The organism is Pseudoalteromonas sp. ATL1, from assembly GCF_058933015.1.
On sequence record NZ_JBZYXL010000001.1, the window covers coordinates 3,337,021 to 3,356,676 of the forward strand.

The 19,656-nt window shown below is 42.5% G+C and carries 17 protein-coding genes; 3 read left to right on the forward strand and 14 right to left on the reverse strand.

Going from position 1 to position 19,656, the window contains the following annotated elements; all coding sequences use genetic code 11:
• Positions 1-6: 6 nt before the first annotated feature.
• The 5 genes from AC5FX4_RS14640 to AC5FX4_RS14660 form a co-directional block, all read right to left on the reverse strand.
• A complete protein-coding gene (locus AC5FX4_RS14640; RefSeq protein WP_493607092.1) occupies positions 7-2,934 on the reverse strand; it encodes a hypothetical protein in 2,928 nt (975 codons plus the stop codon).
• A 39-nt stretch (positions 2,935-2,973) separates the two neighbouring features.
• On the reverse strand, positions 2,974-3,777 hold the full coding sequence (locus AC5FX4_RS14645) for a fimbrial biogenesis chaperone (RefSeq protein ID WP_493607093.1): 804 nt from the start codon (positions 3,775-3,777) through the stop codon (positions 2,974-2,976).
• Between the two features lie 6 nt (positions 3,778-3,783).
• Entirely contained in the window at positions 3,784-4,224 is a 441-nt protein-coding gene (locus AC5FX4_RS14650) for a DUF4402 domain-containing protein (protein ID WP_493607094.1), read from the reverse strand.
• Positions 4,225-4,240: 16 nt separating this feature from the next.
• Positions 4,241-4,849 (reverse strand): DUF4402 domain-containing protein, encoded by a 609-nt coding sequence (locus AC5FX4_RS14655; RefSeq protein WP_493607095.1) that lies wholly within the window; start codon positions 4,847-4,849, stop codon positions 4,241-4,243.
• A 138-nt stretch (positions 4,850-4,987) separates the two neighbouring features.
• Positions 4,988-5,536 (reverse strand): SPOR domain-containing protein, encoded by a 549-nt coding sequence (locus AC5FX4_RS14660; protein WP_493607096.1) that lies wholly within the window; start codon positions 5,534-5,536, stop codon positions 4,988-4,990.
• A 168-nt stretch (positions 5,537-5,704) separates the two neighbouring features.
• Here AC5FX4_RS14660 and AC5FX4_RS14665 point away from each other — a divergent pair, with 168 nt between their 5' ends.
• A complete protein-coding gene (locus AC5FX4_RS14665) occupies positions 5,705-7,030 on the forward strand; it encodes an IS4 family transposase (RefSeq protein ID WP_493604995.1) in 1,326 nt (441 codons plus the stop codon).
• A gap of 49 nt (positions 7,031-7,079) precedes the next feature.
• On the opposite strand, the gene galU is transcribed toward AC5FX4_RS14665, so the two are convergent.
• The 6 genes from galU to rppH all read right to left on the reverse strand — a co-directional run bounded on the left by galU (position 7,080) and on the right by rppH (position 13,318).
• Positions 7,080-7,958, reverse strand: a complete 879-nt coding sequence (gene galU, locus AC5FX4_RS14670; protein WP_493607097.1) for a UTP--glucose-1-phosphate uridylyltransferase GalU — start codon at positions 7,956-7,958, stop codon at positions 7,080-7,082.
• Positions 7,959-7,966: 8 nt separating this feature from the next.
• Positions 7,967-8,800, reverse strand: a complete 834-nt coding sequence (locus tag AC5FX4_RS14675; RefSeq protein WP_493607098.1) for a thymidylate synthase — start codon at positions 8,798-8,800, stop codon at positions 7,967-7,969.
• An 18-nt stretch (positions 8,801-8,818) separates the two neighbouring features.
• The gene (gene lgt, locus AC5FX4_RS14680; RefSeq protein ID WP_493607099.1) at positions 8,819-9,616 is read right to left on the reverse strand and encodes a prolipoprotein diacylglyceryl transferase; all 798 of its coding nucleotides are present in this window, start codon (positions 9,614-9,616) and stop codon (positions 8,819-8,821) included.
• A 9-nt stretch (positions 9,617-9,625) separates the two neighbouring features.
• Positions 9,626-10,435 (reverse strand): sulfite exporter TauE/SafE family protein, encoded by an 810-nt coding sequence (locus tag AC5FX4_RS14685; RefSeq protein WP_493607100.1) that lies wholly within the window; start codon positions 10,433-10,435, stop codon positions 9,626-9,628.
• A 75-nt stretch (positions 10,436-10,510) separates the two neighbouring features.
• On the reverse strand, positions 10,511-12,781 hold the full coding sequence (gene ptsP / locus AC5FX4_RS14690) for a phosphoenolpyruvate--protein phosphotransferase (RefSeq protein WP_493607101.1): 2,271 nt from the start codon (positions 12,779-12,781) through the stop codon (positions 10,511-10,513).
• A gap of 12 nt (positions 12,782-12,793) precedes the next feature.
• Positions 12,794-13,318 (reverse strand): RNA pyrophosphohydrolase, encoded by a 525-nt coding sequence (gene rppH, locus AC5FX4_RS14695; RefSeq protein ID WP_493607102.1) that lies wholly within the window; start codon positions 13,316-13,318, stop codon positions 12,794-12,796.
• Between the two features lie 433 nt (positions 13,319-13,751).
• On the opposite strand from rppH, the gene mutH reads away from it, so the two are divergent.
• Positions 13,752-14,426 carry a DNA mismatch repair endonuclease MutH gene (gene mutH, locus AC5FX4_RS14700; protein ID WP_493607103.1) on the forward strand — a complete coding sequence of 225 codons (675 nt, stop codon included), beginning with the start codon at positions 13,752-13,754 and terminating at the stop codon, positions 14,424-14,426.
• 223 nt (positions 14,427-14,649) lie between these two features.
• Positions 14,650-15,537: a DUF2971 domain-containing protein gene (locus AC5FX4_RS14705; RefSeq protein WP_493607104.1), complete on the forward strand. Its 888-nt coding sequence runs from the start codon at positions 14,650-14,652 to the stop codon at positions 15,535-15,537.
• Positions 15,538-15,670: 133 nt separating this feature from the next.
• Here the strand turns inward: AC5FX4_RS14705 and eno are convergent, their stop codons facing one another.
• The 3 genes from eno to mazG all read right to left on the reverse strand — a co-directional run bounded on the left by eno (position 15,671) and on the right by mazG (position 19,654).
• Positions 15,671-16,963 (reverse strand): phosphopyruvate hydratase, encoded by a 1,293-nt coding sequence (gene eno / locus AC5FX4_RS14710; RefSeq protein ID WP_493607105.1) that lies wholly within the window; start codon positions 16,961-16,963, stop codon positions 15,671-15,673.
• A gap of 146 nt (positions 16,964-17,109) precedes the next feature.
• On the reverse strand, positions 17,110-18,744 hold the full coding sequence (pyrG, locus tag AC5FX4_RS14715; protein ID WP_493607106.1) for a CTP synthase: 1,635 nt from the start codon (positions 18,742-18,744) through the stop codon (positions 17,110-17,112).
• 118 nt (positions 18,745-18,862) lie between these two features.
• The gene (gene mazG, locus AC5FX4_RS14720; RefSeq protein WP_493607107.1) at positions 18,863-19,654 is read right to left on the reverse strand and encodes a nucleoside triphosphate pyrophosphohydrolase; all 792 of its coding nucleotides are present in this window, start codon (positions 19,652-19,654) and stop codon (positions 18,863-18,865) included.
• Positions 19,655-19,656: the final 2 nt, after the last annotated feature.

Consider the following 19,656-nt stretch of genomic DNA (forward strand, 5'->3'; position numbering starts at 1 on the left):
TTAAATTCAGTATTGCATCAGTGCTTGCTTGACTTCGCAGGCTAGTCCATTGTTTTTCAATCGTTCACATGCTTCATTCACACTGCTCGTTGAGTTAGTTGAATAATCTAGTGCCAATAAATATTTACCACTTTTTAACTCCTTAAAGTAAAAAGGAGAATAGTTTGGGTATTGACTTAACTGCTTGTTTATCATTATAAAGTACGTCTTCAAAATAGGTAAACTCGAGAATTCACCTAAACTTGCGACCAGCCCATTCACTTTTTTCATTTCTTTTAATGTAAAATCTACCCCAGAAAGCACAGCACCCTCTTCTGGTAGCTCAACCGCTATTTGCTCATTTACTTTCAAGTTTTTACGCATCACCTGTGCTTCACTAACTTGAGCTGTGTATTTTCCAGGCTTTAAATCAGTAAATAAATAGTAGCCGTCAAAAGCGGCTTCGGTTTCGGCCACCTTAGTTCCGTTCTCATCTATGAGTTTAACTTGGGCGTACGGCAAAGTTTTGCCCCCCTCAATATAAACATTACCTTCAACTTCACTGGCGTTAACCAAAGGAAAGTCCAAATACTCAACATACCCAGCTCTAGGTGTTATTGAAACGCCCTCATGTCTTGGCATTACAAAAGGATCGTCAATACTTTGTTCATCCAAAACGATGTCTGTCCTTCTATTTGCCAACATACCTGTAAGTTCTGCAATTCCTTGCTGATTCGTTGTAGCATAACGACTCGCTTGTATTGCTTTAATCTTCACATTTTCAATTAACGATTCAGTATCATCAAACTGACCATTGTTATTCTGATCTAAAAATACTCTAATAAGTGCGCTACCACTTTGTGTTAAGCTTCTGCGAGCGGTAAAGTAGCTGTTATCCATAGCGTTATAACCCACACTAAAACGCCCGAATATACCCACCTGCCAATGGTCGTCACTATTGTATGACATCGATGTATTAATACTGAAGTCATCATGTTGCCAACTCAGCGCCAATTTAGTGGTATCTAGCTCGTTTTCTAACGAGCTTGTATAGCTCAATTGAGCTTGTATATCTGTCAAAATATTTGTGTATAACTCTGCTGAGTAACTTGTCAATTCACGCTCTGGTTTGAACTTATAATTAACAGAAAAACGACCGTACAGTTTCCCTAGCCTTGTTTGGAATCGTGTGCTCCCAGTCCCACTGCGTTCACCGCTTGATGTATCTCGCCACTGTAGTTGATTACCGAACGTGTATCTGCCAATCGTATAGTTTAGCCCGTTGGTAAACGTTCTATTGCTACTTAGCTCATGTTTACTTGTATAGGAAAGTGCATTTTTGTAGTTCAGTCGCCCATACTCAGATGAAGATACACTGCCAGAAAATTCAATTCCCCAATTTGACTGTGCCTTAACTTCATTTTTTAAAAAGTTATCTGAGACACTTTTTTTCAAACGCAGGTAGTGCAATCGCATTGCTTGGTTAAGGATTTTGCCACGAGTTATCAACTCGAAACGAGACTGCGATAAATCATCTTGCTCATAATTTGTATTGATAAGAAAACGTTCAAGCAGTGTCATATTACTACCAATGGAGAATATACTCTTCGGCCCTTGTCCAATACCTTCACGAATCGATGTAGCACCATATATAGACATGGAGTCTGATAAGCCTTGTTCATAGCGTGTAGATAAAAGCCACCCCAATGGGCCAATTTGATATTGTTCGTCGTCAAGAACTCGATGTCCTTGCTGAGTGAGAGACGCTTCATAGACGGCTTCACCAGAATCTAGCGCATTTCCGTCAATAAAATGCTGCTCAGTACGCTTTTCAACTTGACCTTGAGGGCCATAGAGGATGATTTCAAATTCATTTAATCCAAACAGTAAATTGATATTTTCGAAAATATAGCGGCCATCATTACTGTCAAATAGTTGTTCTACCAATACGCCATTTTGATATAACTCAACATCCCACCCATTCTGTACATCACCAAAAATAGATATGCGATTTTGATCAAGCAATTTACCCAGTGGTGTATTGGATACTTTTATGCCTCTGCTTAGTTGATTTTGATGCAAACTCCCCACTCGAGTAGCAACGACATCCCCAACACTAAACTGAGTTGCATTCATAAAGCCAAACAGACTGCCTTGTTGCTCCTCTCTACTGAATGACAGACGAGCTTGATTAAGTAAATCCCCTTCATAACCTGAAAAATAGTACTCGCTTCTCAAGTATGCGAAGTCTTGCGCTCCTAAAACTGAATAATTTAAGTTGTCTTGTGCTTTATCTTTTCTATACCCAAACTGAATGTCAGCCAACGGAGAAGACATAAACCGATAAGGGCTAGCTTTCCATGGTTTGGTGGCATAACGACTACCGCTCCATTGGCTCTTTGAGCGCTTTTTTCGGTCCAATTTTGCTTCAATAGGCAACACATGCCTGGAACTCACTTTCGCCTGCAAAGCTGCGTAATCAACTTCTACTTCTAAACCAAACCAAGACTCTAATACGGCTAAATCAATATAAAATTCGCCTTGTTCACTATACAAGTCTGATTTGTCTATTTTATAAGTTTGCCCGGCAACTTCGGCTACTAGCGATTCTGGATCAAAAGAAAAGCGATTGCTTGTATCAATAAACCAACCGCTATACTTTCCAGAGTGACTATCGATTGCAAAGTCTAGACTTTCAAAAAAGCTAGTTAGTTCAAGCCAAGCGCCTGTGTTACTTTTAACGGCCACAGCCTCACCCAAATAGTTCCTTTCCACATAAATAGAAAGAAACAACAATTCGCCGACAGGAATACTACCGGATGCATTTTGCTGTAGAGGACTTAATTGAGATTCAACGAATTTATCATCAATACGTTTTAAGACTTCTAGAATATTGTCATAGTGATTATTGGCGTTAGCGCTGGTGTTGAAAGCTAACGCCAATAGCAGAGGCATAATCGTCCGGTTGCATACTGGCACTTGAAGGGACCGCTTCTAAAGCTTAAAAGGAATTGTTTGTTGCGCAAAAGTATGACCTCTATACTCTTGCTCACCTATATAAGTTACTTTTATAGTCCCATTTTGGTTAAATTTAAAACCATCAATTGTGCTCAGTTCAACCACGGCCTCGTTTGTTTCAGCATATATACTGGCATGAGATAAAACGGCAATTTGTTTCTCTTCATTGCCATTTTCTGGAATAAACCAAGCTTCATAATTACCAAAACTACTATATTGCCCTTTCTTATTCAGATTAATTATCAGGGTATTGGGTTGCTTAATTTCGACACTTGTAATATCAACTACTGGCGGTTGTTTTTTGGGTCTATACATTACAGGTATGGAATAACTCATGATCATACTGATGTTAATCCCTACTTGCTTTTTGGAGTGCTCTTTTTGGTTTGGCAATGCTTTGAATTGCAAGTGTGAGCGATATTCCTGTTGCTTAAGGCCTTTAGGCTTTCTAATCGCCAACTTGACGACTTGCCGCTCTCCAGGGCTTAAGGTTAGTTGGCTTGGGCTCATTCTTACCATCGGACTCAAGGATGAATCGATTAAGCCAGATAAAGTTTCATAGCCCCCCTCTGGTTTAGCAAGTGTCTCCTTCCAACCCAAACGATAAGTTTTACGCTCATTCGAGTTATTAATGAGATAAACTTTAGCCGTGCGAGTTCGCTCATCAAACACCACTCGGGTCGGCGCTATTAATAAACTGGCATGCGCATTAAAACTACCAGCCAAACTTACAAGAAACATAATAAGTAACAATGAATAAACGCTAAATTGTGTTTTCATATCAAGTTAGTAATCCAAACTAATCTCAAGGACCGAAGAATATTTTCCATCAAAATATGGGCTACCATTTGCTGAAGTTCTTAAAGTAGCGCCAATTGAAAGTGTCAGCTCTCCATACTGATTAACGATATGTGATTTTTGATAATGTAAATTTTCGACTACAAAATACTGACTATGTGCACTTGAAGTTAGGTGTGTCTCACTCGCATCGTCAGAAATATAAACTCGAGTTCCTACAGGTAAAGAGTCGAATACAATTAACGCTGGACTACCAGCTTCGTACACATAAAGTCCGCTTGTTTCAATTTTGTTGTCTGGGTAGATCGTTATCGAAGACTGGCGTGCATTGTTAGGAACAACTAGGGAACCAAAATTCAGCGGTTCAACAACCTGCGCAATACAGGTTGTTGAATATATCGCTAAACCGTTAATGAATATCCATTTCATAACTCAACAGTACAGCTTAATAGTTTACTTCTATATTAAACGAACCAGAGTAATCTCCATCAGTGTAATCTTCTGTGGTACCGTTTGCATCATTGCTACTCGTGCGAAGGGTTGCACCTAGATTAAAATCCAAATTCCCCCCATCATCAGCTTGAAGGATCGTACCCGAAGCAACATTCCCCGTAGTAAAGCCCTTTGTGATGTGATACGTGAAATCACTCAAAACAAATTTAGCAGCAGAGTCTGGATTCCCCTCAATAATAAGATCCGTTTCTGTTGGCGGTGTAACCGTTAAACGAGCGTTTTTTGCAACACCAGTAATCGTAAAGCTTGCAGGAGATACTTCTCCACCCATAGCTGTAAGTGCTGCATTAGCGAGTGTAGCGTTTGATAGAGGGGATAAAGTACCACCAGGTTCGGCGGATAGTACTAGTCCTGCTGACTCGGCTCCTGTTGTGTCAGCCTTAGCCCTAACAGTACCAAATGACAAATCAGTTACCTTATCAAAAGAGAATATATTTGTAACCTTTACGGTTGCTTTAAAACTTGCTGACTCGGCGTTAACTGCTGCACTAACAATGGCAAGAGATAATAAACTTGAAGTAATTATGGCCTTTGTATTCATATTAAATTCCTTATGTTTTTGAACTAGCCTTCCTTAACGCTGGAATGGCGACATAATTTTATCGACACTTTATCGCATAACTTTAATAATTTGTACCACTTTTTGATATTTTAAAAGATATGATTATTTTCGTAGCAATTAGTCAGTAACCAATTGACATGACTCACTTATTTGATTTAAAACTCGGCAAACTTTACTTGCGTCGCTACTAGATTGGAACGGCCCACCAAGCACAACGAAACGGTTTGCATTACCGTTATTAATGCTTGTTATTTGATAGGACATAATGGTTTTCAGCTGCGGATAACGCTTTTCGAATGCAGCTAGATACGCCTGAGCTTGGTCTTTTTGTAGAAATGTACCCAATTTAACGAAAGGTTGTACTGTTTGGCTACCTTGTGTCTGCGGCGTAGCTCGATGAGTTACTTTTTCAACATCACTGCGCAACTCTGGGGGCAAGGCATCAATATTAGCTTGAGATGCCACTAATTTGAGTAATAGAGAAAGGTCTTCTTCCATTTCTCTTAGCCGAGCAATACTTTGCTTGCTTTGTTCCCACTCTTGCAGATAAGGCTCAATATCAGAACGATAAACGGGCTGCCGTGCATTTATAGACTGCTCACCCAGCAAAGCACAAGCAGGCATTAAAGTGACTAGCAAAAGAATCATCATATTTTTAGCTAACATCGTACTTAGTTCCCCTTAAACAACCCTTGTCCATACCATACGATTTTTTAGCAAAAAAAGTGCCATGATAGGTAATGCCGATCAGTTAAGAAATATTTCAATGATCGGTTGACCGATCTTTTGAAGGCTTCAAAATCCGATATCAGTTTACTGGTATCGGATTTTTTAATGGAATTGTCAGAAGCACTTGCTCGCACATCTATTTCTCGTCTCACTGAATTTCAAAGCTTGGCTGATGTTTTAGAGCCAGAGATTATACAAGCCTGTTTAGATTCTAATGGTGTAGCAACATTGCGTAAACGCAAGCTACCAATGGACGCTATGATTTGGGCTGTCATTGGTATGTCCTTGTTCCGAACGGAGTCCGTTCGTCAGCTAATTAACAAGTTAGATATCGTCTTACCTCAAGACGTGGATTATGTCGCCCGAAGCGCCGTCACTCAAGCTAGAAAAAAGCTAGGTAGTAATGTAGTACAAGATGTTTTTTACCGTACAGCCCAAACTTGGCATGAACGTGCGGAGCATCCACATTGGAATGGCCTTAATATTTACGGTGTTGATGGTGTAGTTTGGCGAACGCCTGATAGCAGTGCAAACAGTGCTGCCTTTGCCCGAACAGCCAATAAAGCCAGTTGCGCTGGTTATCCGCAAGTCAGGATGGTCTGCTTAATGGAGTTAAGCAGCCACCTCATACTGGGGAGCGCTTTTGATAGTGTAAGTGAAAACGAGATGAATCTAGCGAGCAGACTCATTAACCATATTCCTGATAATAGCTTGACGCTCTTCGATAAGGGGTTTTATTCACTCGGCTTGCTACATGAATGGGAGCAAAAAGGAAATAACACGCATTGGTTGCTCCCCCTCAAGAAAGGCACTCAGTATGAAGTTGTTGATAGCTTAGGGAAGCAAGATAAGCTAGTTCGTCTAACAATGACGCCGCAGGCTAAGAAGAAGCGCCCTGACTTACCCGACTCTATAACAGTGAGATTATTGACTAGGCGAGTGAAAGGAAAAGAAGTAAGCGTGCTCACATCAATGACTGACGCCATGGCATATCCAGCTTCGGAGATTGTAGATTTATATGCGCACCGCTGGGAAATTGAAATGGGCTATCGAGAAATGAAGCAACACCTATTGGAAAGTCGATTCACCTTGCGCAGCAACTTACCGGAGCTAATTCACCAAGAGCTATGGGGCTTGTTACTAGCTTACAACCTTATCCGCTACAAAATGGTATTGATGGCTAAATCGCTAAAAAGTGTTTACCCAAATCAACTTAGTTTCAGAGATGCTTCATCACATATCATCTACAAACTTACTCAAATGCCAATATATGCCCCAGGCAATGTCCCTAAAATCATCTTGGATATAGAAAGAAATGCTAGTCAGTTTAAACTTGAGGGAAAACGAGAGCGAAGTTACCCGAGGGTATTGAAGGTGTCTAAAAACCGATATCCGGTTGCTAAACGTAACAATGCCGTTCACCTTAAGTGAACGGCATTAGCCATGATAGGCACTTTTTAATTCATAAACTGAATTTTACTTACACTAATGATTTCACATACGCCTTCAAAGGCTCAGCAAATTCCGCTCTTCTTAATGCATATTCAACATTGGCTTGTAAGTAACCAAGTTTACTGCCGCAGTCGTGGCTCTTGCCTTTCATAGCATACGCTTGAACAGTTTCTTGTTCCATCAGCATGGCAATAGCATCCGTCAGTTGAATTTCACCACCGGCCCCAAGCGGAGTTTTGGCAAGTAATGGCCAAATTGCTTTAGACAAAACATAACGCCCTACCACAGCCAAGTCTGAAGGGGCTTCATCAATGGCAGGCTTCTCAACGAGGGTATTCAAATCACAGCTTTGCCCCGGCTTCAGTTTTACATCACCAATGTCAGCAATACCAAATTTATCGACATCCTCATGGGCCACTTGCTCCACCATGATCTGACTGTTGCCAGTTTCTTTAAAGCGAGCAATCATTTGTGCAAGGTTGTCTTTTTTCAGGTCACACGCTACATTATCAATCAATACATCGGGCAGCATCACTACAAACGGCGCATCGCCTATAATTGGTGCAGCGCAATTGATGGCATGTCCTAGTCCTTTCGCTTCGCCTTGACGAACGTGAATAATGGTGACGTCTTTGGGGCAAATTGATTGCACCTCTTCAAGTAACTGACGCTTTACACGCTTTTCTAACGTCGCTTCAAGTTCAAAACTGGTATCAAAGTGGTTTTCTATCGAATTTTTACTCGAGTGTGTAACCAATACGATTTCCTTGACGCCCGCAGCAACCGCTTCATCTACCACATATTGAATGAGTGGACGGTCAACAATTGGCAGCATTTCTTTTGGAATCGCTTTTGTTGCAGGTAGCATGCGCGTGCCGAGTCCCGCTACTGGAATAACAGCTTTCATTTTTTCTCCTAAATGGCCACAGGTGCTTTAATATGAGGATGAGCTTGATATCCTTCGAGCTCAAAATCTTCATATGTAAACGAAAATATGTCTTTTACATCAGGGTTAATTTTCATCGTTGGTTTTGCAAATGGTGTGCGAGACAATTGCTCATCAACCTGCTCTAGATGATTCAAATACAAATGCGCATCACCAAAGGTATGAACAAAATCACCCGGCTCAAGATCACATACCTGCGCAACCATCATGGTCAACAACGCATAACTGGCGATATTAAATGGCACACCCAAGAAAATATCACCGCTACGCTGATAAAGCTGGCAGGATAACTTGCCATCCAATACATAGAATTGAAACAGCGTGTGGCATGGCGGCAACGCTTGTTTGCCCATAGCAGCATTGTCTTTTGGCGAGTACTGAGTATCGGGCAATAATGCTGGGTTCCATGCACTCACAATTAAACGGCGTGAATCAGGATTCGTTTTGATTTGCTCGATCAGATCTTTAATTTGATCGACCACTTCGCCATTTTCACCTGTCCAAGAACGCCATTGCTTACCGTATACAGGGCCCAATTCTCCCTCGTCCGTTGCCCACTCATCCCAAATTTTGACACCGTTTTCTTTTAAATAGGCAATGTTTGTCTCGCCTTTTAAAAACCACAGTAATTCATGAATAATTGAACGTAAGTGACACTTTTTGGTGGTAACCAAGGGAAAACCGTCTTGCAAATTAAAACGCATTTGATAGCCAAAAACGCTAATGGTACCTGTTCCAGTTCGGTCCTGCTTTACCGTGCCATGCTCTTTCACATGGCGCATTAAATCTAAATACTGTTTCATAATCGCTATCTTACTTGTCTAAGACTTATTTTCTACAGGCTGTGTTTTATACGCCCAAATCATTAAACCTGCGCCCGCAATCACCATTGGCAACGACAGGATCTGACCTTGTGAAATCACTCCAGCATAAAGCCCTATGTGTGCATCAGGCTCGCGGAAGTATTCAATACAGAACCGGAAAACCCCATAACCGAGTAAAAATAGCCCGGCAACACTACCGGCTGGTCTTGGCTTTTTGGCAAAAACTATCAACATGATAAATAACACTAACCCTTCAAAAAAGGCTTCGTATAATTGCGATGGATGTCTTGGTAATGGACCGCCAGTTGGAAATACAAATGCCCATGGTACATCTGTGGTTCGTCCCCAAAGCTCGCCGTTGATAAAATTACCAATGCGCCCAGCCATTAGGCCTACTGGCACCAGTGGTACAACAAAATCACCCACTGATACGATTGATTTCTTGGTTTTAAAAGCGAACACGATAATCGCGGTGATCACACCCAGAGCGCCGCCATGGAACGACATACCACCTTGATCAATACGGAATAAGTACAGCGGATTTTCGATGAAATATAAAAACTGGTAGAACAAGACATAGCCAATGCGGCCGCCTAAAATCACACCCAGCATACTGTAAAACAGCAAATCACTGACCTGCTCTTTGCTCCAACCAGAGTTAGGTTTCTCAGCCTGCCGATTTGCCATCCACATAGCAAACACAAAGCCAATTAAATACATCATGCCGTACCAGCGCACGCTCAATGGCCCTATCGAAAATATGACAGGATCAATCTGTGGAAACTGCAAAGCCATCGCTTTCCCTTAATTTATGATCATATTGAAGGCAATTACTAAAAGTAATGCCGCGAAAATTTTCTTTATTGTCGAAACTGGCAAAAACTGCGTCGACTTCGCGCCAATGGGTGCTGTAAACCACGATGTCAGCACAATACCAAATAACGCGGGTAAATAAATAAAGCCTGCAAAGCCTTGACTCACGGTGTAGTGACTACTGCCAGACGTAATATATCCTATCGAACCAAACAAGGCGATGACAATGCCACAAGCGGACGCACAACCAATCGCTTTTCTAACATCTAATGAAAAATGACTTAATAACGGCACAATTAAGGCCCCGCCACCAATGCCAATCATCGCCGATAATCCACCCATTAACGTCGTTAGGAAGGTGAGCATCGGACCACTGGGCAGTTGACGGTTCGACTGTACTTTTTTTGCGCTACTGTAGAGCATTTTTAACGCGATGACGACGACACTGACAGCAAAAATGCCGCGGATCACCGACTCGGGCAACATGGCCGCAAAAAATCCACTGATCAGTGCGCCAAATGCTACGCCGCCCATTACGTAAGGCGCGATATGCCAAGGCACATTACCATTTCGATGATGTGCAAGCGCAGAAGAGGTGGATGTAAACAAAATTGATGCTAACGAAGTGGCGATTGCAACTAACACAATTTGAGGTTCTGGTACGACGTTGAAATAGTGCAAAATGCCCGACAGTACAGGCACAATGATAAGGCCGCCGCCAATTCCTAATAGTCCAGCAAGAAAGCCGACAAAGCTACCTAATAACGCACAACTGGCTATCAGTAAAATGGCTTCGCTCATGTATGGTTATCTCTTATTATTTTGAGCGGGTAATGGTAACGCATTATGTATAGCCATGCATCCTTGAAACAGGCGCTAATTCGATTGATAGAATAGTTCGCTGAAATTATGTTCAATCATAAAGTTACGTAACAAACGATGTACCTGTTTGACTGATGACTGTGACAAACATTCCGCCAATAACATTTCCATATCACTGACATTCAATCGACGCAGTACCCACTTCACTTTAGACAAAGAAGAAATGTTCATACTTAAGCGACGATAGCCCATGGCCACCAGCAAAATAGCCCCTTCTGGCTCCCCGCCTAACTCTCCACACAAGCTAAAAGGCAATTCAAACTCCTGACAGCTTTTTGCAACGGAGTTTAAAACGCGCAAAACACTCGGGTGATAAGGGTCAAACAAATCAGCAACTTGTGCGTTATTTCTATCCACGGCCAATAGGTATTGCGTTAAGTCATTGCTCCCTACTGAGCAAAAATCCACTTTCTTCGACCATTCAGGTAGTAAAAACACACTCGATGGTACCTCAAGCATCACGCCTACTTCAGGCCTATCGATCAACAGAAATTGGTCGGCCCACTCTTCTTGTAACTCAAAATAAGCCTGTTCGATAAGTGAAAGCGTCTCGTCCACCTCTTCGGTGTGGCTCACCATCGGCAGCATAATGCGCAAATTTCCAAGCCCTGCATTTGCCTTTATCATTGCTTTGAGTTGATCTAAAAAAAGCTCGGGGTGGTCAAGTGATACACGAATACCACGCCAGCCTAAAAATGGGTTTTCTTCTTTAATATCAAAGTAGTCAAGTACTTTATCTCCACCGATGTCCAAAGTTCTCATCACGACTGGTTCGGGGTGATAACGAGTGAGCACTTCACGGTACCATTGCTCTTGCTCACTTTGTGAAGGAAAACGGCCCTTTTGCATAAACCACGCTTCGGTACGGTACAGGCCGACACCGTCACAATATTTAGCGGTCAATGACTCGGTACTTAAATCAAGCCCAGCATTTAACAGTAAACTGATGCGTTCACCATCGAGCGTGATGGGGGGTAATGCATGCTCCGCCTCAAACTTATCGTGTAATAAGCTCTCTTGACGGCGCATTTGTTCATATTCATGGCGTAATGACTGTGAGGGAGAAATATAAACCCTGCCCGCATAGCCATCGAGTATCATCTCTTTGCCTTCAAGCTGCAATAAGGGAATATCTTCTATACCCCAAATTGCGGGCACGCCCATGGCGCGTGTTAAAATGGATGCATGTGAGTTGGCGGCACCTAATACACTGACTACCCCTTTGAGTTTGTCTTTGGGCACTTCTGCAAGCATACTTGGGGTTAATGTATGAGCGACAAGCACTGTGTTATCGGGGTAAGATTTTACCGCGTGCTCGGTACTTACCAGATGATGCAAAACCCGCAAACCGATGTCGTTCACATCTACTGCACGTTCTTTAATGTACGGATCGGTCATCGCATTAAATTGTGAAACAAGGCTTTCAATGACATGCTTTAAAGCACTTTTTGCGTTCCAACCAAGCTTTAATTGGGCGTCAACTTGTTGCCCTAAACTCTGCGCATCGAGTAGCTGCTGATACACTTCAAAAACAGCCAGCGCTTCTTTAGGAATGGTATCACTGAGCGTATTGGCAAGAATATGAAACTCTTGCCGTGTGGCGGCAACCGCCTGTAAAAATAGTTGCCGCTGGTGCTCAACATTGTCTGACTTTTGGGGCTCAATACTGTCAAAGCCCAGTTTCGGCAGCACCACATAAGCGTCACCAATGGCGATACCCGGCGCACCCGACACCCCTTTCAAAACCGACGTTTGATGCGCGGTAGCTTCTTGAGTCAGTACGCTTTGAATACCCACATGTGAAAGTTGAGAAGCAAGTTGAGCCGAGAGTGTAATTAAAAACGACTCTTCATCATGGCTAAACACCCGCGCCATTTTTTGCTGCACAACAATAACACCAAGTACTTTACGCTGATGTACCACAGGCACCGACAAAAAGGCATTGTAACCTTCTTCGTTGACTTCTGGGGAGAGTTTAAAACGCGGGTGAGATTGTGCATGCGCGATATTGATCGGTTCTTCTCGCTGCGCAACTAAGCCAACAAGGCCTTCCGTAAAACCAATACGAAATTGCCCAATCGCTTCTGGGTTAAGGCCATCACTGGCCATCAATACAAAATTATCTTGGCTATAGTCTGCAAAGTAGATTGAACAACATTCCGTTTTCATTGCTTCTTTAACCATAGTCACAAACAGTGTCAAAGCAGCTTCTAAATCCGCTTGTTGTGACACTGACTCGACTATTGAACGCAATGTTGCTAACACTTTTAACTCCTTTTATCGACGCTGGCGATAGCCATTTTCTCGACCATTGTTGTCTTTTTTATTAAATGGCATGGCAAATGGGGCAAATTCTTTCATGACCCGGCGATACACATCTCGCTTAAAAGACACCACTTGTCGCACAGGGTACCAATAGCTCACCCAGCGCCAGTCATCAAACTCAGGATGGTGAGTATGAAGTAAATCCACATCTTCATCTTTGCACCTAAGCTTTAACAAAAACCATTTTTGCTTTTGGCCAATACAGACCGGACTTGAATCTCTTCGTATCAAACGCTTTGGCAGCTTATAACGCAACCAGTGCTTTGAGCTGGCAACAATTTCGACATCTTCAGGTTTTAAACCCACTTCTTCGTGTAGTTCTCGGTACATGGTCTGTTCCGGCGTCTCACCGTCATCCACCCCACCTTGAGGAAACTGCCACGAATGCTGACCAAAACGTCTAGCCCAAAATACCTGCCCTTGGTTGTTACAGATCACAATTCCGACATTGGCACGAAAACCTTCGGCATCAATCACCTTAGTGCCTCTTTTATAAGTCGATTTTTAATGATTGTTCCACAACTTCTGGCCTACAGCAAATATTATTCCCGCTTTTACGCAAGTTACCCACAACTTGTGCATAAAATTTTATTATTAAGGTTGTTTTACAAACAAATCCACAAAATTGAGTTTTATACAGTACTTTCTCCACAGAAACTGTGGATAATTATGTTTATATTGTTGTATTTATCCAAGTATGACCACTTCCAAAGGTGCATGCTTTTCTTTTACATGTAAAAAATCGCTTATATATCAAATAAGTAATCTATAACACTGTATATTTTTACGGTTATTTTTTATCCCGATAAAAAAGGGGTTAAAAGTTAACCATTTATATGGTTACGGTTTTTTATTCACTGCGCATTCGTTACAATGCTCGAATGAACGACCATGGATACCATTAAATCTCTTGAATAAACCAGCTCCCCCAACCTCTATTGCGCAGTTGATGCAGCGTGTTGATGAAATCGCCGGCCTAACCCTCGGCGAACTTGCCGAGCGTTATCAATTTAAAAGCCCTGAACACTTGCTTAGGGAAAAAGGTTGGCCCGGACAATTACTCGAGTATGTACTGGGGGCAAGTGCGGGTTCAAAACCCGTGCCCGACTTTGAACATTTAGGTATAGAGCTAAAATCCTTACCCATTGGCTACAACGGTAAACCGCTCGAAACCACCTATGTGTCGATTGTGCCACTGACGAACTTAACTGGAGTGACTTGGGAAGAAAGTACAGTAAAGAAAAAGCTCAGCCATGTGTTGTGGTTACCTGTATTAGCAGAGCGAGAACTGCAACCGGTTGAGCGCACCATCGGCAGTGGCTTTTTATGGCAACCGAATACCCAACAAGAAGCTTTGTTAAAAAGAGATTGGGAAGAACAAATTGAACTTATCGCTCTTGGCCGCGTTGATGAAATTTCAGGACACCTTGGTCAAGTAATGCAAATCCGTCCCAAAGCCGCCAATAGTAAAGTCACCACCGACGCCATTGGCCCAAATGGCAAGTTGATCAAAACCCTGCCCCGTGGTTTTTATCTTAAAACCAGCTTTACCCAAGAGATTTTAGCGCAAGAATTTAAGCTTTAAGCTGTGACATTGTTGGATGACGCCTGCCGCTTATCCAACCTACGCCGCGTAGGTCGGATAAGTGGCGAAGCCACGCCACCTGACAAAGATCTGAAACATTGCGAAAAGCTAGCCATATATCTACCAGTTAAAAGGCAAAGATAGAGCTCTTTGACATGATTCCTTTGAGGCCCCCCTTTTTGCGCTACTATTAAACAAGCTTATTCTATATGAGGGCAACTCGATGTCGAAAATCATCCAGCGCTATTTTGACGTTCCTAAATTTATCAGCCTTATTCAAACTAGAAAGATTTTCCTAGCTAAAATGTCATCATTCGATGATGCCTTAGAAGGAGGATTAACATTAACCAATTTTTTCGATATATCTAATGAACATGAGTACCTCAGCGCAGCAGTAAACTTAAATTGGCCTAGTACATCTTTAAATAAAGAAGAGAAACAGAGTTTAGACGAAGACAAAAAGGCATTTACAGAAAAAATAAACAAACGCACTTTTATGACCCCTTTTGGTCCCTACTCTTGTCGCAATGGAGAGAAACTATACCCATTGTGCAGGGAGTGGATATATGTAAGCTGCTGGCACCAGTCAGATCATGAATGCGCAGCAATGTGGAAGTTATACGGTGTTAACAAAAATGCTGTTTGTATATTTTCTTCAAAAGAAAAACTTTTAGCTTCTGTTGATTACAATTGCTCGATTGACAATTTAAAACATTGCTCGATTGACAATTTAAAACTTAGGGCGGTTAATTATATAAGCCATATTCGTGACCAATTTGGCAAAGATCCTCTTGAGCCGTTTTTATCTAAGTCAAAGCCGTACTCATTCGAGAAAGAAGTGAGGCTCATTGGCTGGAATTCAGAAACCAACCTCGAACGAGATACACCAATCAATTCTGGTCTCTTATTGAACATAGATTTACAAAGTGCAATCGAGCGCATAATCATTTCACCCTATGCTGATTCTTGGTTCACATCCGTTGTTGAAAAAGTATGCTTGGAAGCACAACTAAATGTGTCAATAGAAGAATCCTTACTTAAGGTCAATCCTGTTACGAGTCTTGGAGATGTAATGGCATTGGCAAAAAAATATGGTCTGATTAAATGTTAGCCAGCAAGACGCTGAAGGGTTTAGCTCCATCAGAAACAAAAGTACAGGAATTACATTACAAATGGTATATAACCAAACAAAAATGCCGTCAAATGTGACGGCATTTTCATCATCTTAAGTAAAGTTCAGTCTATTACTGACCTTTGATCTCTGAGCGACCTTTGTATAGCGCTTTTTCACCCAGCGCTTCTTCGATGCGAAGTAGCTGGTTGTACTTAGCAACACGGTCTGAGCGACATAGAGAGCCTGTTTTGATCTGGCCTGCTGCTGTACCTACTGCAAGATCTGCAATCGTAGCATCTTCGGTTTCACCAGAGCGGTGTGAAATTACCGCAGTGAAGCCTGCGTCTTGTGCCATCTTGATTGCATCAAGCGTTTCAGACAATGAACCGATTTGGTTGAACTTGATTAGGATTGAGTTACCGATGTTTTCGTCGATACCACGCTTTAAGATCTTCGTGTTTGTCACGAATAAGTCGTCACCAACAAGCTGTACTTTTTCACCGATTTTATCAGTTAGTACTTTCCAGCCAGCCCAGTCACTTTCGTCTAAACCATCTTCGATTGAAACAATTGGGTAACGGTTAGCAAGATCTGCTAGGAAGTCAGCAAAACCAGCTGAATCAAACGCTTTGCCTTCACCTTTCAGATCATATTTACCGTCAACGTAGAACTCAGACGCCGCACAGTCTAGTGCAAGTGTGATGTCTTTGTTTAACTCGTAACCTGCATCAGCAACCGCTTGCGCGATAACTTCTAGTGCTTCTTCGTTTGACTTAAGATCTGGTGCAAAACCGCCTTCGTCACCTACCGCAGTGTTTAGGCCACGTGCGTTAAGTACTTTTTTCAGGCTATGGAAGATTTCAGCACCCATGCGCAGTGCTTCGCGGAAGCTCTTAGCGCCAACTGGTTGGATCATGAACTCTTGAATATCAACATTGTTATCCGCGTGCTCACCACCATTGATAATGTTCATCATAGGTACTGGCATTGAGTATTGACCCGACGTGCCGTTGATATCAGCAATGTGCTCATAAAGCGCAACGCCTTTTTCTTGTGCTGCTGCTTTAGCATTTGCAAGAGAGACCGCCAAAATCGCGTTTGCACCTAGTTTTTCTTTGTTTTCAGTGCCATCTAAATCGATCATGATTTGGTCGATGTTACGTTGCTCAAGTGCGTCTTTGCCTTCAAGTGCTTGTGCAATATCCGCATTGATAAAATTAACGGCTGTTAAAACGCCTTTACCTAAATAACGAGACTTGTCACCATCACGCAATTCTAATGCTTCGCGAGTACCTGTTGATGCACCAGACGGAGCACATGCACGACCCCATGCGCCTGAAGCTAAGTGAACATCTGCTTCAACCGTAGGGTTACCACGTGAGTCCATAACTTCACGGCCAATCACTTTAACGATTTTTGACATCTTGATTCCTCTTATTCCCAAAGTGGTGAGTGTAATAATTTAAATACTTAACAATAAGCACTGGTTTAGATTTATGACTGAAGATAAATATAAATCGCTGCTTACTAAGCCATAAAAAAGCCGCGCATAAGCACGGCTTTCATCAGTTAAGAGTTTGCTTTTTGGTAGCTGTACGCCGCCGCAACAAAACCTTCAAATAGTGGATGTCCATCTCTTGGCGTTGAAGTAAATTCCGGGTGGAATTGTGCCGCAATAAACCAAGGGTGATCTTTGTTTTCAATGATCTCTACCAGCTTTTTATCTTCTGATAACCCTGTGAATTGTAGGCCTGCTTTTTCCAAACGCTCAACGTAATGGTTATTCACTTCATAGCGGTGACGGTGACGTTCTACGATCTCATCGCTGCCGTACACATCACGTACTTTTGAGCCTTTCTTCAAATGACACTTTTGTGCGCCTAAACGCATTGTGCCACCTAGGTCTGACTCTTCGTCACGTAATTCTACGTTACCTTCTGCATCTAACCACTCAGTGATCAAACCCACAACTGGGTGCGCCGATTTTGCGTCAAATTCAGTTGAATTTGCGCCTTCAAGGCCTGCTACGTTACGCGCATACTCGATAAGCGCAACCTGCATACCTAAACAAATACCAAGATAAGGAATTTTGTTTTCGCGGGCATACTTCGCCGCTAAAATTTTGCCTTCAACACCACGATTACCGAAGCCACCTGGTACTAAGATTGCGTCTAGGTGCGATAATCTATCTACGCCTTTGCTTTCAATATCTTGAGAGTCAACATATTCGATTTTAACGGTTAAGCGATTTTTAAGGCCCGCATGCTTAAGTGCTTCGTTTACTGACTTGTACGCGTCAGGTAATTCAATGTATTTACCCACCATACCAATGGTCACTTCACCCGTTGGGTTTGACTCTTGATACAATACTTGTTCCCACTCAGACAAGTCAGCTTCAGGTGCTTCTAGGTAGAAACGACGACACACTAGGTTATCTAAATCTTGTGATTTAAGTAGTGCAGGAATTTTGTAAATGCTGTCTACGTCAGGAAGCGAGATAACTGCTTTCTCTTCAACGTTAGTGAACAAGGCAATTTTTGCACGTTCATTAGCTGGTAGTCGGCATGTAGAACGGCATACTAAAATGTCAGGCTGGATACCAATTGAACGCAGTTCTTTTACTGAGTGCTGTGTTGGTTTGGTTTTAACTTCACCTGCTGTACCAAGAAAAGGCACAAGCGTTAAGTGCATAAATAACGCGTGCTCTCTGCCAAGCTCAGTGCCTAGTTGACGTAGTGCTTCTAGGAATGGTTGCGACTCGATGTCACCCACCGTGCCACCTACTTCAACGATTGCGATGTCGTAGCCTTCAGCGCCTTCTAATACACGACGTTTAATATCGTTGGTGATATGTGGGATCACCTGAATAGTTGCACCTAGGTATTCGCCTTTACGCTCACGGCGTAGTACGTCTTCGAATACTCGACCTTGAGTGAAGTTGTTACGACGGGTCATTTTGGTACGAACAAAACGCTCGTAGTGACCTAGGTCTAGGTCAGTCTCAGCGCCGTCTTCGGTGACAAATACTTCACCGTGTTGAATTGGGCTCATTGTGCCCGGGTCAACGTTGATATAAGGATCCAGCTTAAGAATAGTTACATTCAAGCCACGTGCTTCTAAAATAGCGGCCAATGATGCAGCTGCAATACCTTTACCCAAGGAGGAAACAACTCCGCCCGTTACGAAGATAAATTTTGTACTCATGCGAACCCTAGAATATCAGGAAAAAATGGAATTCAAATAGAATCAGGACGGGGCGATAGTATAGCAAAGCAGGATAAATCAATCCAGCGAAAATTAAGCATAAACAAGTTGCAAATATTTAACCTTGTTGTTTTTTAACTTGTTCCCAAGCCTCATCCATTTGTGCCAGTGTGGCCTGCTCTAGACTCAAGCCTTTTTGCTGTAACGTGCTATCCACTTGGGCAAAACGTTTTACGAACTTATCACTGGCTAGACGTAAGATTTGCTCTGGGTCATGCTGCGCATGTCTGGCTACGTTAACGGTCGCAAATAATAAATCTCCTAATTCTTCGCCGCTGTGGGCCGAATTGGGATCAACCGCAAGTGCTTCGCTGACCTCCTCCACTTCTTCAGCAACTTTATCGAGCGCGCCATGATAATCAGGCCAATCAAAACCCAACGCTGCAGCGCGCTTTTGCACTTTTAAGGCGCGAGAAAGTGCAGGCATGGCGCGAGGTATATCGCTCCAAAGCGCTGCTTGTTCTGGTGCTTTGTGTTGCCTTTCTTGTGCTTTTATCGCCTGCCACTGCGCTTCCAATTCTTCATCCGTCAGTGATTTTTGCTCTGAAAAAACATGTGGATGACGACGAGTAAGTTTGTCATTCAAATTCGCGACAATTTGCTCAAAATCAAACGCGCCCTGCTCTTTGGCCATTTGCGCGTAAAAAACCACTTGGAACAGTAAGTCGCCTAATTCGTCTTTAAGCGCAGCCATATCTTGCTTTTCTATGGCATCCGCCACTTCATAGGCTTCTTCCAATGTATGTGGCACAATCGATTGAAAGGTTTGCTTTTTATCCCAATCACAACCCTTATTTGGGTCGCGTAAGGTAGCCATTATTTCAAGAAGCTGTGTGATCTCTTTACTCATAG